This is a genomic window from Streptomyces sp. NPDC093546 (assembly GCF_044765045.1).
GTDB lineage: Bacteria > Actinomycetota > Actinomycetes > Streptomycetales > Streptomycetaceae > Streptomyces.
In genome coordinates this window covers 524,881-537,872 of sequence record NZ_JBIWJG010000004.1, presented here as the reverse complement: position 1 = coordinate 537,872, position 12,992 = coordinate 524,881, and the positions used below count along the sequence as shown (strand labels likewise).

Here is a 12,992-nt window from a genome sequence, read left to right as displayed (position 1 = left end):
GTGACCGGGGGTCGGCGCCCCGGTCACGCGGCCTGGTGGGTGGAGGTCCTCGGAACCGGAGGTCAGTTGGCGTAGCGGGTGGTGCCGTACTTCTTCACCAGCTCGGTGTTGGAGGAGACGCCGAGGTCCGCGGTGAAGCGGATCGAGTCGCGCGTCGTCTCCAGGGCGACGGCGCCCTGGTTGGGCCCGCCGAGCTTGTACGTCCAGGTGTGGCCGGGGTCGATGCCGCGCTGGGGCAGCGACACGTCGTGGAAGCCGAGGCGGGCGATGTAGAACGAGGTCCCGTCGCCGCGCTTGACCTCGACGAAGTCCTGTTGCGGGTGGCCGAAGGCCTGCGAGGCCGCGTAGTGGTGCTGGTCCGAGCCGGACGGGGCGAGGAAGACCAGGACGCCGCAGTCCAGGTGGATCGGCTTGCTGGAGCGGTTGGTGAAGACCAGCTCGCGCACCCCGTAGCCGGTGGTGCTGTCGGCGCGGACGCTCACGGAGAGCGGCACGTTGGCCGTGAAGGACCGGGTGAGCGGCTCGTCCAGGATCGGGTTGCGGCCGGAGAGCGGATAGCTGGGGCTGGTGTGGCAGCGCTCCAGCGGGGTCGTGTACTGCGAGGCTCCCCCGGTCGGGAGCGCCTGCGTGAAGGTGTCGGGGCCGCCGCTGACGACGGTGGTCTGTCCGGCCGCGGCGGTGGCCGGGCGGGAGACGCCGAGCTGCACGGCGATCGCCGCGACGACGAGGGCGAGCGCGGCGGACGCCACCAGGGCTAAGTGGACGGCGGATCCGCGGAGTGCGGTTCCGCGGACGACGGCTGGGCGCATGGGGGGTGCCTCCTGGGCGGGTGGGAGGGCGGCGCGGCGGAAGGGTTCGGCGGTTCCCGGCCGTCGCGCCGCCCAGGGGTGAGGGCGGCAGGTTTTTGGGAGCGCTCCCGCCCTCGGCCTCCACTGTGGAGACTTGAGCGGCTCACGTCAATGCATGCGTCGCACCGTCTTGCCGGAGTCACAGGGGCCTTCTACAGTCCAGTGGCAGCACAAAATTGGGAGCGCTCCCATCAATTCGGCATCCATCGGTACCCCCGCCCCACCGAAGGGACCCGCATGCCGCGCATGCCCCGCATGAACTCCCTGCGCCGCCGCGCCCGCTCTCTGGGCACGGCAGCCACCGCCGCATTCGTCACGCTCGTCACGCTCGCCTCGCTGGTCTCGCTGACCGCCGTCGTCACGGCGGCCGCCACGCCCGCGCAGGCCGACACCCTCATCTGCGAGCAGTTCGGCTCCACGGTCATCCAGGGCCGTTACGTCGTCCAGAACAACCGCTGGGGCACCAGCGAGGCGCAGTGCGTCAACGCGACGACCACCGGCTTCGAGCTCACCCGCGCCGACGGCTCCGTCCCGACGAACGGCGCGCCCAAGTCCTACCCGTCCGTCTTCAACGGCTGCCACTACACGAACTGTTCACCCGGTACCAACCTGCCCATGCAGGTGAGCGCCATCGGCTCGGCACCGACGAGCATCTCGTACGGCTACGTCTCGGGCGCCGTCTACAACGCCTCGTACGACATCTGGCTCGACCCGACGCCTCGCACCGACGGGGTGAACCGCACCGAAATCATGATCTGGTTCAACCGGGTCGGGCCCATCAATCCGGTGGGGTCCAGGGTCGGTACGGCCACGGTCGCCGGGCGCGGCTGGGAGGTGTGGACCGGCAACAACGGCGCGAACGACGTCATCTCCTTCGTCGCCCCCTCCGCGATCGGCAGTTGGGGCTTCGACGTGATGGACTTCGTCGACCAGGCCGTCGCCCGCGGCCTCGCCCAGCCGTCGTGGTACGTCACCAGCGTCCAGGCGGGCTTCGAGCCGTGGCAGAACGGCGCCGGGCTGCGCGTGAACTCCTTCTCCTCCAGCGTCAACGCCGGCAGCGGCGGCGACCCCGGTGGCCCCGGCGACCCGGGAACCCCGGCCGGCGCCTGCCGGGTCACGTACACCCCGAACGTCTGGCCCGGCGGCTTCACCACCAACGTGACGGTCGCCAACACGGGCTCGGCGCCCGTCAGCGGCTGGAAGGTGGCCTTCACGCTGCCGTCCGGCCAGCGCGTCACCAACGCCTGGAACGCGGCCATCTCCCCCTCCTCGGGCGCGGTGACCGCGACGAACCTCTCCTCCAACGCCCAGATCCCCCCGTCCGGCAGCCAGTCCTTCGGCTTCCAGGGCACGTACACGGGCACGTTCACCGCGCCCGCGCAGTTCAGCCTCAACGGAACGGCGTGCTCGGTGGCGTAACCCTCGAAGAGGAGCAGAAGGAGAAAAGAAAAAGGGAGGAGGAGGCCGTGAACGCCACGGCCTCCTCCTTCGGCGTGCCCGTAGGCTGCGCCGTCGTGAAGAGAGAACACCGCAGGTGTGCGGCCCGGGAGTTGGTGGACGCCGCGTCGATCGGCCGCACGAGCCGCGTGAAGGCGCTCCTGCGCGCGGGAGCCGATCCGGCGATGCCCGACCCCGACGGCACCACATTCCCTGTACGCGGCGGCCGTCCACGGCGCCGCCAGGACCGTCCGCGTCCTGCTGTCGGCCGGCGCCCCGCCCGACGTCGAGAGCGGGTACGTCACCGAGGGCACTGCCCTGTGCGCGGCCGCGTGCTGGGGGCACATCGAAACGGTGCGGGCCCCTCGCCCACGGCGCCGATCCGGACCTCCGCGAGGACGGCGGCACCGGTCTCTCGCCGCTCGGATGGGCCCTCCGAGGCGGGCATGCGGAGACGGCCGCCGCGCTCCGCGCCGCGGGCGCGCACGACGACGGCCGGCCGTCCCCCCGTGGGCACGGCCGGCCGCTCACCGCGCCGGTTCGGTAGGTGTTCGGTGAGTGTGCGGTGAGTGGAACCTGTCCGCCCGGCCCGGCACGTCCAACAGGGCGGGGCGGACAGGGGTCTGGCGGGATCAGGCCGGGGGCGCGCCCCAGGCGAGGGTGGTGCCGGTGTACGCGGGTACCGCGGGGGCGTCGGCGTACGCGGTCACCGTCGAACGGCTGTAGTCGTCGGCCTCGTTGAAGTTGGACCAGTCCGACTTGGCCATGCGCAGCTGGATGTCACCGGTGTCCCGCCCGGCGGCCAGCGAACCCGCCGCGAAGGACACCTCCAGGTACGCGTCCGCACCCGCCACCGGCGTGCTCAGCGGCACCACGCGCAGCTTCACCTGCGAGCAGCCGACCGCCGCGTAGTCGCAGTAGGCGTTGACGGAAGCCGAACCGTCGCGGGTGAAGTAGTAGCGCAGCGACACCGTGCTCAGGTCCACCGCCGAGGTGCCCGTGTTCGCCACCTGGAGCGAGGGCCGGATGGCGTTGTCCGTCGCCGAGGAGTCGTTGTTCTTGTAGCGGACCTTCACCCCGCCGGTGGGCGTGGGGTCGCCGCCGCCCGCCGAGGTGGTGACGGACAGGGCCGCGGAGGCGGCCGAGACGTTGCCCGCCGCGTCACGCGCCCGCACGGTGTAGCTGTACGCCGTCGAGGCCGCCAGGCCCGTGTCGGTGTAGCTCGTCCCGGTCACGGGCGCCGCGTTCACCTTCGTACCGGCCCGGTACACGTCGTACCCGCTCACACCCACGTTGTCGGTCGACGCCGTCCACGACAGGGTCACGGAGGAGGACGTCTTCGCCGGGCTGGTCAGGCCGGTCGGCACGGTGGGTGCGGTGGTGTCCACGGGAGGAGGCGTGTCACCGCCGCCGATGGCCGGGTGGGCGTTCTGGACCAGCATCGCGAACTGGTTGTGGAACCAGTGTCCGGCCAGCGGCGCGTCGGGCATGGCGCCGGTGGGGTTGTTGCCCGCGTTGGGCGCCGTGTAGGCCGGGTTGCACATCGGGTCCGGGCGCTTGCCCTCCTCGTTCGGGATGTCCTTGCTGGCGCCGTCCGACTCCCCCGGCGGCTTGATCCAGAGGAACGCGTCGAGGTGCGAGTCCGGGTAGCCGGCGGGCGAGGCCTGCGGCGGCTGCCCGATGCCGGCGCCGTTCACGTTGCACCACAGCCCGCGGTGCGTGCGGCGGTCCACCTTGGACTGGGTGACGTACGTGTCGAGGACGGTGCTCGTGGACTCCGCGGTCGGCCGCGCGGCGCCACCCCAGCCGTTGCGGGAGGTGTCGACGACCATGCCGGTGGACGCCGGCCAGCCCTGGGAGACCAGGGCGCTGTGGATCGCCTTGGTGAAGTCGGACTCGTCGAAGTTCGGGTTCCACTCGTAGTACTTGCCCGACTTGATCATGTTGCCGCCGACCGTCTTGTTCGGGTCGGTGAGGAACGGCTCCGCGAGCGGCGTGTAGTTGGAGACGTTGGTGATCAGGCCGTCCACGCTCGCCAGACCGGCCGTCGTGCCCTTGACGACGTCCGTGTACAGCTGGGTGGTCTGGGAGAGGTTGTTGTCCCAGCCGAGCCAGCCGGAGTGGGCGAAGTCCATGTACGTGTAGACGTTCGGGATGGCGTGCAGCTTGTTCAGGGCGTACCGGATGGCGTCGACCTGGATCCCGCTGCTCTTGGCCTGGGCGCACTCGGGGTCGGCGAGGTTGGTGACCAGGTTGGGCAGGCCGTCCGGCTCGATGACGGTAGTGATGCGGATGTCCTGGTACTTGGGGTTGGCGAAGACCGAGGCGATGGCGTCGATGTACTCGGTCTTGTAGCGCGCCAGGCCCGCGGCGGTGAGGGGAAGTTCACCGTTGGAGGCGAGTGCGGCGCAGTCGCGGCCCGGGAGGTCGTACACGACGAAGGTGGCGACGAGCGGCTGGCCGGGCTTCTTCTGGGCGAGGGCCAGGTCGAGGTGGTCGGCGAGGCTCTTGCGGCCCGCGTTGACCTCGCCGCCGTGGATGGCGGCGATGCGGTCCAGCCAGACGGCGGTCGGATAGGTCTTGACCTTCTCCATCTTGGCCTTGAGCGCCGTGTCGCTGGTCTGCGCGATGGAGCCGTCGACCAAGCGGGCGTAGTCCGGGTTGACGTAGAAGGAGGCGCCGGTGAACGGGTTGTCGACGTGGGCCTCGGCCGCGGCCGCCGCCGGCGCGGAGCCGAGGAGGCCGGCCAGGCCGAGCATGAGGGTGGTGGCGGTGGCGGCGGCCACGGCGGTGCGCCGCCGCTTGTGCCGCTTTCCCTTGCGTGTCTCGTGCGTCACGTGCGTCACGTACGGATCTCCCTTTTCAGAAGGGTGCGGGGGCAGGGACGGGAGCGGGTCGCGATGGGAGCGCTCCCATTTACAAGCAATGAATCAGCGGGGGGCCTTTCTGTCAATGGACATGACAAGTCCCGAAGGAACCGGGGGCATACGGGCTTCCCGTGGCGGTGAACCCGAACGAGACGGACGCGCCCGGTGCCACGGCGCCGTTGTAGGCGACGTTGCGGACGGTGGCGCGGCCCGCCGCCGTGCTCAGGGCGCCGTTCCAGATGTTCGTCACCGTTGTCCCGGCGAGGTCCCAGGCCACCGACCAGCCGCTCAGCGGCGTGGTGGAGCCGTTCTTGACGGTGACCTCGGCCTGGAAACCGCCGGACCAGGAGTTGGTGACCTTGAGGTCGGCCGTACAGCCGGGCGTCGGAGTCGGGGTGGGCGTGGGGGTCGGGGACGGGGTGGGCGTGGGGGTCGGGGACGGGGTGGGCGTGGGGGTCGGGGACGGGGTGGGCGTGGGGGTCGGAGTCGGGGTCGTACCGTCCGGCGTGGCGCCCCACTGCTTCTGCGCGCCCTCCATCAACACGATGTTCGGCGCGTCCACCGGCGTGGACCCGGGCGTCGTCGCGGAGGACGGGTACGACCAGTCGTTGGCGGGGTTCCACGCGCCCGCCGAGCTGATCCGGAACTGCACCTCCTTGCGGTACGCCGACTGCCCCGCCGGGGCGATGGTGGCCTCCGAGCAGTCCACGGTCACGTAGTACACGTTGTCCTTGTACTGCGTGGGCCCGCTGACCCGGCCGCACTGGTTGTAGTTGGTGGTGTAGCTGATCTGGTCCGGGGTGACGCCCGGTTCCAGGGTGAAGTAGTAGCGCAGCGAGGCGTCGGTCAGCGCCCGCGCCGGCCACGCCGACTTGTTGACGAGGTACGCCTTGATCTCGGTGTGGTTCGGCCCGGTCGAGTTCACCGACGCCTGGACGAGGACCTCCGGCCCGTCGGGCTGCTCGGCCTTCGGGAAGTCGGCGAGCGGGGTTCCGCCGTACTCGGCGTACAGGCGGGCGAGCGCGCCGGTGAAGGCCGCGTTGTAGTCGGTGGCGACCTCGTTGTTCACGTAGTTCGACCGGTCGTCGGTGTACGCGTCGTCCGGTGCGCTCGGCCCGCCGACCAGCGCGCCGTACAGCGTGTGCCTGCTCTCGACCGGGTTGTTGATCTGGTCGGACCACGAGCCGTGGGCCGTGCGGTGGTGCGGCTTGGTCGGCGGGTTGGCGCCGAAGCCGACGACGTAACTGGACTTGCGCGGGTTGTCGCCGAGCGCGTAGCCGATCTGCCGTACCGCGAAGTCGTGGTACCGCGTCACGCGCTCGCTGTCACCGGTCTGCTTCAGCCAGTCGGAGTACTGGAGCGCCGCGAAGGCGGTGTTCGCCGCGTACCGCAGGGAGCCCCAGCTGTCGAGGACGGCCTGGCCGCCGGGCGAGTAGCGCACGCGCTGGCCGTTCACGCCGACGGTCCACCAGTCGAGCCAGCGGTTGGCGTCGTCGACGTACTTCCGCTTGCCGGTGAGCTGGGCGAGCAGCACGTAGGCGCCGTAGGAGTTGTCGTCCCAGGAGAGGGTCCACCGATAGGAGCGGGTGGTGGTCTGCGGCTCGGTGGAGAGGTTGTCGTAGTACGTCTCCGCCTTGGCGAGGTAGGCGGCGTCGCCGGTGGCCTTGTGGAGCCAGACCGCGCCCCACACGAGCTCGTCGTGGTAGCCGCTCCAGGAGTTGTAGTACGCCTTCGCGTCCGTGATGCAGTCGCTGTACTTGCCCCGGTAGGTGTCGGCGAAGGCGTACAGCTGCTTGGCGTGCGTGACCAGCTTGTCGGCGTAGGCCGGGTCGCCGTCCCTGAAGACCAGGGAGGAGGCGGCCATCGCGGCGGCGGTCTGGCCGGCGAGGTCCGAGCCCGGACAGGAGGCGTCGATCTTGTAGGCGGGGCGCGCCATCGGCATGACCTCGGCGGGGCCCCACCACTTGTGGTCCTCGGCGCCGTTGCCGATCTGGCCGTAGAGGACGTTCGGGGTGGGGTGGGCCTTGAGGAAGTAGTCGTTGACGAAGCGGAGGCTGTTCTTCAGGTACGGCAGCTGGCCGGAGGAGGTGTACGCCTCCTTCTCCGCCACCCCGCCCCAGGCGAGCATCGTCGCGGAGAAGGCCATGGGCAGGCCGAACTTCACGTGGTCACCGGCGTCGTACCAGCCGCCGGTCAGGTCCAGGCCGACGTCCTTGCCGTCGTCGAGGCCGGAGTCGCCGCGCCAGCCGACGCGGTTGGTGTCGGGGAGCTTGCCGGACTGCTGGGCCTCGTAGAAGAGGAACGACTTCTGGAGCGCCTCGCCGTAGTTGAAGGCGGGGGCGGCGGAGGCGGAGGCGGCGTCGGCGGCCGTCCCCGGCTCGGTCGCCGCCCACCCGGCGGGTCCGGCCGCGCCCAGTAACCCGACCGTGACGACGGCGGCGGCGTGCGCCCTGACACGCCGGAGCGGCCCGCGCGGGCGCCCGGCCTTCCTCGGTGGTGACTGTCCCACTGTGTGCCCTTCTGCCGGAGTACGGGAACGAGAAGCACGTTCAGTTGTGGGAGCGCTCCCAATAGCGCGCTGTTCATGAAGCCAGGAGCCACAGGAGGTGTCAACCTCCCCGACAGGATCCGATCGCCGCGACGGCTCCCGCGGACGGAGCGCCACCCGGGGTCCCGACCGAAAATTCTTCTGTCGGGAGCGCTTCCGAAAAGGGACTTGACTGCCCCTCGGTGGGACTGATGGCCTTTCCCCGCTTGACACCCAACTCAACGCTGCGCGCGAAAGGTTGACCCCTCATGCAGTTAATCGAGCGCATATCAAGCACATTCGGCTCCCTGCGACGACCGGGCCCGCACGAGCTCCGGGAGGCCTGGGAGAGCATCGACGCCTCGCTGGACGAGATCCTGCCCTACGCGGGCGACCCGGGCGTCTACCCCTACGGGCGCAAGAAGCTGTATGCCACCGGGGACATCGAGATCCTCGCCATGAACTGGGCGTCCCACCGCCCCTGCGCCCCGCACGACCACGGCCACTCCTTCGGGTGGATCAACGTCATGGCGGGAACCGTCCGGCACACCCTCTACACCCTCGATCAGGACGACATCCCGGTCTCCTTCCTCACCCGCGACGAGCAGTGCGGCTCCCGGTACTTCGCGCCCCGCGGCATGATCCACAGCATGGAGAACCCGACGGACGACCTGACGGTGACCCTCCACCTCTACGCGCCGCCCATCACCGGCATGCGCGTCTACGACCTCGAGCGCTGCGCCGCCTGCGTCGTGAGCGACGACTGCGGCGCGTGGTGGCCCGAGGAACAACGCCAGCTCGTCCAGGAGATCAAGCTCAGCCGCACCCGGACCGTCCGAGAAGAGGCCCTGTCGTGACCACGGCGCCCCGCGTGCACCACGCGATCTCGCTGAAGAGCGTCCTCGCTCCCGACACGGCCTGGAGCGAGCTGCGCTCCACCCTGGCCACGGGTTCCGTGGACACCGACTCCTTCGCCGGCCTGGAGGAGGCCCGATGTCTGCCGGACGGCAGGACGGTCGCCCGGCGATGTATCGCCGGGCCGGTGTGCTTCACCGTCTCCGACGAGGCGTTCCTCATCGTCGTCTCCGGCCGGGTGGAGCTCGTCACGCTCGCCGACGAGGCCTCGGGCGAGGTCGTGGGCGAAGGGCAGGTGCGCCGGCTCGTCCACGGCGTGGCGGCCGGAGTCCGGCCGAGTGCCCATACGGACACCGCCGTGGTCGTGGAGGTGTCGAACGTACCCGGCGCCCTGAAGGAGCAGCCGGAGTCGCTTCCGCGCCTCGCGGAGGTCCCCGCGCTGCCCGACTACTACTACGGGTACTCCGACCGGTACGCCCGGGTCTACGAGGCCGGCGCGCCGCTCTGGGAGCCGCCCGAGCCCAACGAGGCGCTGGTGCACGCCCTGGAGGTCATGGGCGTCGAGCCCTGCTCCGTCATCGATCTGGGCTGCGGCGAGGGCCGCGACTCGAACTACCTGGCCGGACGGGGCTTCGACGTGGTCGGCGTCGACGTCGCCCGCCCCGCGCTCACCAAGGCACGGGAGCGGGCCGCCGCCCAGGGGGTGGGGCCGACGTTCCTCGAACGGGACATCTGCGTCCTGGCGGACCTGCCCCGGCAGCGGTTCGACCTCGCGATCAACATGGGCTGCCTGCACATGATCCCGGACAGCGACCTCCGCTCCGCGCACCTGAAGCGGGTGCACGAACTCCTCGCCCCCGACGGCCTGTTCCTGGTGGCGCACTGCCGGGAGCGGTGGCTCGACGGGTTCTTCTCGGTACCGGACTACGAGTCGGTGGGCCCGGTGGTCCCCGGGCGGGTCATCCCGCGGCGCATCCGCCTGGAGGACGGCAGCACCACGGAGCTGATGCTGCCGCTGGTGCCGTACAAGGAGAGCCCGACAGCCGAGCTGATCGACGAGATGAACGCGCACGGCTTCACGCTCGCGGCCGACCTGAGCAGCCGTACCGAGGCGTTCGGCAGCACCAGCGTGCTGGCGCTGCGCAAGCGCCCCCCTCATGCCTGAGCGGGGCGGAGGGGGAAGGAGCACCGCCTTCGTGTGGCTGGTCTTCACCACCCTCTGCATCGCATGGGGAAGCACCTGGATCGCGATCCGGGTCGGGGTCACCGCGATGCCCCCGCTCTGGTTCGCCGCCACGCGCTTCGTCGTGGCGGGGCTGATCCTGCTGCTGCTCGCGCGGTGGCTCGGCGGCTGGAAACCGATCGCCCGCTCCGACATCAGGCCGCTGATGGTGATGTCCTTCGCCGCCATCAGCGTGTGCTTCGGGCTGATCTTCTGGGGCGAGCAGTACGTCGAGTCGGGAACCGCCGGGGTCATCGTCCAGGGGTTCGTCCCGATCGGGCTGTTCTTCTTCGCGGCGCTGATGACCCGTGAGGTGATCGGCCGGACGCAGTGGGCCTCGCTCGGCATCGGGCTCTGCGGTGTGGTGCTGCTCCTCTACGGGCAGACCAGCAGCGACTGGTCGCTCCGCAAGGCGCTCGCGGCCCTCGCGATCGTCGTGGGCACGCTCGTGTACGACTGGGCGGCGGTGTACGGAGGGGATGTGCTCTCCCGCTACCCCTCGGCGCTCATGTCCGCGTTCGAGAACCTGGTGGGCGGTCTGCTCCTCCTGCCGTTCGCGTTCCTCCTGGAGGGCGGACGGATCCTGGAGCATCCGCTGCCGGAAGCCCCGTCCACCTGGCTGAGCTGGGGCTATCTCGTCCTCGTGGGGTCCGTGCTCGGCTTCACCGCCTACACGTACCTGCTGCGGGCCTGGGGTCCCACGCGTACGTCCGCGTACGCCTTCGTCACCCCCGTCATCGCGCTGCTCCTGGGTGCGTGGCTGGCGGACGAGCGCATCACCTGGCAGCACGTCGTGGGTACCGTGCTGATCCTCGGGGCGGTGGCCGGGATCACCCGGCGGCGGAACCGGTCCTCGCGCACCGACGCGTCGAACGGCCCCCTCCACGAACCCGTCGAGGCCTGAGGGTGGCCTCCCTCTCCGGGCGTCCCGCCCCGCACGGCGGCCGCCCGGAGAAGGAGGCCGGGATCAGCGGAGCCGGCCCGCCCCCGCTCGCGCCGTGACGAGTCCGGGAAGGGCACGCGGGTCGTCGACCCTCGCCCGCAGGGTCGGGGTCCAGCCCGCCCCCGGCGTCAGGGTCTCGCCCGGTATCTCCGCGTTGTGGACGGCGATGAGGTCGACCGGCCGGCCGTTGACGTAATTGCCGACGGCCGTCACCGGGGCCTCCTTCCACTTCTTCAGGATCCGCGCCGCGCTGACGCCCGCCGGCAGGCTGAAGGAGTTCTTCTCGGCGTGGAGCCGCGACTCGTGCCCGATGCCGAAGGTGTACGCGTAGGGCTGCCCCTTCCTCACCACGTGGTGGTTGTTGTACGCGTCGACCTGGCCGAAGCGGACGCGCGGCGCGCGCTCGACGACACCGCTGAAGAGATTGTGGTGGAGCGTCACCTTGAGCTTCCCGGCGTCTGTGGCGGCCGCACTGTCGCTGTTGCCGATCATCAGGGTCTTGTCGTGGTCGGCGAACACGTTCCAGGAGGCGGTGATGTGGTTGGCGCCCCGCACGATGTCCAGTTCGCCGTCGTGCTGCTGGTACACCTCGCCGTAGTAGTGGGGCAGGGAGCTGTCGGGGTACCGGCCGTCGGTGAAGGTGTTGTGGTCGATCCACACATGGGTGGAGCCGTACACGACCATCGCGTCGTACTCGGAGTTCCAGGCTCCGGTGGCGCCGTCCGTCGGGTCCCACTGCGGGAAGCAGTCGAGGGGGCTCTCCAGGGTGAGGTTGCGGACGATGACGTCGTCGACGTGCTGGATCTGGAGGCTGCCGCCGGTGATGCCGGCGTCGTCACCGACGCCCACGATGGTGGTGCGGGCGGGGACGGCGGCCTTGATGGAGGCGGCCTGCTTCTTGGCGGAGGCGGCGCGCAGCTCCTCCTGGGGGCCGCTGACGGGAGTGTCGCGGCCCCACACCGCCGGGTCGTAGTCGGCGAGGTACCGCTCGAAGTCGTACCCGTCGGCCTCGAAGGACGCGCAGCCGCCCTCGGTGGCGTTCAAGGTGCCCACCACCCGGATGATCCTCGGGGCGCCGCCCGTGTCGGCGGCGAGCGCGGCCTTGAACCGGGCCCAGGTGGTGACGGTGTACACGTGCTCGGGCGCCGCGGCGGCCCCGCCCGTGGTGCCCGCGCCCTCGGAGGCCCAGCCGTCACCGGCCGGGAGGGTCTGGCGGGCGAGGTCGCGGGGCCCGGGCACGGCGGCGGCGTGCGTCGCGGCGGTGGCGTGTGCCGTGCCCGTACCCGTCAGGGCGAGCACCAGGGCGGCGCATCCGGCGAGCACCGGCGCGGATCTGTAGGGACGCATTGCGGCTCCTGTCCTGTCATCTCATGTCATGTCTGGGGGGAGGTCGCGGGCTCGGGCCAGCCGATCCACTCGGCGGGTACGGGGTCCTCCAGCCGCCGCACGTGTCGCGGTTCCAGCACCCCGGCCGCCCGCAGGCCCGCGGCCACGAGCCGCGCCACCTCGATGGCGCCGCGCGGCCGGAAGTGGGTGTTGTCCTGCTCGCCGTCCGGGAAGTTCGGGGACTCGCCCGGCGCGAGCCACAGGAAGTACTCCTTGGACGGCTCGGGGCCGAGCCTGCGCCACTCGGCGAGACTCGCCTCCTGTACGTCGACGAGGGTGACGCCCTCCTCGGCGGCCAGCGCCCGCATGGCCGCCGGGTACGCGCCGTGCGTGGGCACGGGACGGCCCGACGCGTCGAACTTCCGCCGCTCGACGGAGGTCAGCAGCACCGGCCGGGCCCCGCGCGCTCGGGCGCCGGTCACGTACTGGCGCAGGTGGTCCTGGTAGGTGGTCCACGGCTCGGTGTAGCGGGTGGGGTCGGCGGACTTCTGGTCGTTGTGGCCGAACTGGACGAGCAGGTCGTCGCCGGGGCGCAGCGCCTCCAGGACGGCGGCGAGGCGCCCTTCGTCGATGAAGCTCTTCGAACTGCGGCCGTTGACGGCGTGGTTGGCGACGGCGAGGCCGGGCGTGAGGAAGAAGGGGAGCGCCATGCCCCACCCCGTCTCGGGCGCGGCGTCCGCGTACTTCTGCGCGGCGGTGGAGTCTCCGGCGATGTGGAGGGTGCGCGGCCGGGGGCGGGGCAGGGGCTGGGCCCGGGCCTCCCCCGCGGCGGCGGGCACCAGCGGCAGGGAGGCGGCGAGCGCCGCCACGGACTGCACGGTCTGTCTGCGGCTCAGGGACATGGGTGCGTGCTCACTCTCGTACGGCGATGCGGAGAGGGGGGAGAGGAGGGACAGGGGGTGGAGCG

At 71.1% G+C, this 12,992-nt stretch carries 9 protein-coding genes and 1 pseudogene; 5 read left to right on the top strand and 5 right to left on the bottom strand.

What is annotated here, in order from left to right; translation table 11 throughout:
• Positions 1-62 precede the first annotated feature (62 nt).
• Positions 63-809, bottom strand: coding sequence for a hypothetical protein (locus ACIRNI_RS12080; RefSeq protein WP_403550665.1), 747 nt, complete (start codon positions 807-809; stop codon positions 63-65).
• A gap of 285 nt (positions 810-1,094) precedes the next feature.
• Between ACIRNI_RS12080 and ACIRNI_RS12075 the strand changes: the two genes are divergently transcribed.
• Both ACIRNI_RS12075 and ACIRNI_RS12070 read left to right on the top strand, forming a co-directional pair.
• The gene (locus tag ACIRNI_RS12075) at positions 1,095-2,267 is read left to right on the top strand and encodes a cellulose binding domain-containing protein (RefSeq protein WP_403550872.1); all 1,173 of its coding nucleotides are present in this window, start codon (positions 1,095-1,097) and stop codon (positions 2,265-2,267) included.
• Positions 2,268-2,362: 95 nt separating this feature from the next.
• Positions 2,363-2,832: pseudogene (locus tag ACIRNI_RS12070) on the top strand (ankyrin repeat domain-containing protein).
• Between the two features lie 85 nt (positions 2,833-2,917).
• On the opposite strand, the gene ACIRNI_RS12065 reads toward ACIRNI_RS12070, so the two are convergent.
• Both ACIRNI_RS12065 and ACIRNI_RS12060 read right to left on the bottom strand, forming a co-directional pair.
• Entirely contained in the window at positions 2,918-5,044 is a 2,127-nt protein-coding gene (locus ACIRNI_RS12065) for a glycoside hydrolase family 6 protein (RefSeq protein ID WP_403550870.1), read from the bottom strand.
• Between the two features lie 190 nt (positions 5,045-5,234).
• Positions 5,235-7,661, bottom strand: coding sequence for a glycoside hydrolase family 9 protein (locus tag ACIRNI_RS12060; RefSeq protein WP_403550663.1), 2,427 nt, complete (start codon positions 7,659-7,661; stop codon positions 5,235-5,237).
• 287 nt (positions 7,662-7,948) lie between these two features.
• Here ACIRNI_RS12060 and ACIRNI_RS12055 point away from each other — a divergent pair, with 287 nt between their 5' ends.
• The 3 genes from ACIRNI_RS12055 to ACIRNI_RS12045 are packed head-to-tail and all read left to right on the top strand — an operon-like array spanning position 7,949 to position 10,660.
• Positions 7,949-8,536, top strand: coding sequence for a cysteine dioxygenase (locus ACIRNI_RS12055; protein WP_403550661.1), 588 nt, complete (start codon positions 7,949-7,951; stop codon positions 8,534-8,536).
• Positions 8,533-9,699: a class I SAM-dependent methyltransferase gene (locus tag ACIRNI_RS12050; protein ID WP_403550659.1), complete on the top strand. Its 1,167-nt coding sequence runs from the start codon at positions 8,533-8,535 to the stop codon at positions 9,697-9,699. Before ACIRNI_RS12055 ends, ACIRNI_RS12050 begins: the two co-directional genes overlap by 4 nt.
• Positions 9,700-9,730: 31 nt before the next feature.
• The gene (locus ACIRNI_RS12045) at positions 9,731-10,660 is read left to right on the top strand and encodes a DMT family transporter (protein ID WP_403550657.1); all 930 of its coding nucleotides are present in this window, start codon (positions 9,731-9,733) and stop codon (positions 10,658-10,660) included.
• Positions 10,661-10,723: 63 nt separating this feature from the next.
• Here ACIRNI_RS12045 and ACIRNI_RS12040 read toward each other — a convergent pair whose 3' ends face one another.
• A complete protein-coding gene (locus ACIRNI_RS12040) occupies positions 10,724-12,046 on the bottom strand; it encodes a polysaccharide lyase family 1 protein (RefSeq protein ID WP_403550656.1) in 1,323 nt (440 codons plus the stop codon).
• Between the two features lie 26 nt (positions 12,047-12,072).
• Complete coding sequence (locus ACIRNI_RS12035) at positions 12,073-12,927, bottom strand: rhamnogalacturonan acetylesterase (protein WP_403550654.1); 855 nt, start codon at positions 12,925-12,927, stop codon at positions 12,073-12,075.
• Positions 12,928-12,992: the final 65 nt, after the last annotated feature.

Excerpts from the sequence above, each read along its gene's own strand:
- ACIRNI_RS12080 (WP_403550665.1), bottom strand. The coding sequence starts at position 809 with ATGCGCCCAGCCGTCGTCCGCGGAACCGCACTCCGCGGATCCGCCGTC.
- ACIRNI_RS12065 (WP_403550870.1), bottom strand. The coding sequence starts at position 5,044 with ATGCTCGGCCTGGCCGGCCTCCTCGGCTCCGCGCCGGCGGCGGCCGCG.
- ACIRNI_RS12075 (WP_403550872.1), top strand. The coding sequence starts at position 1,095 with ATGCCCCGCATGAACTCCCTGCGCCGCCGCGCCCGCTCTCTGGGCACG.
- ACIRNI_RS12035 (WP_403550654.1), bottom strand. The coding sequence starts at position 12,927 with ATGTCCCTGAGCCGCAGACAGACCGTGCAGTCCGTGGCGGCGCTCGCC.
- ACIRNI_RS12040 (WP_403550656.1), bottom strand. The coding sequence starts at position 12,046 with ATGCGTCCCTACAGATCCGCGCCGGTGCTCGCCGGATGCGCCGCCCTG.
- ACIRNI_RS12055 (WP_403550661.1), top strand. The coding sequence starts at position 7,949 with ATGCAGTTAATCGAGCGCATATCAAGCACATTCGGCTCCCTGCGACGA.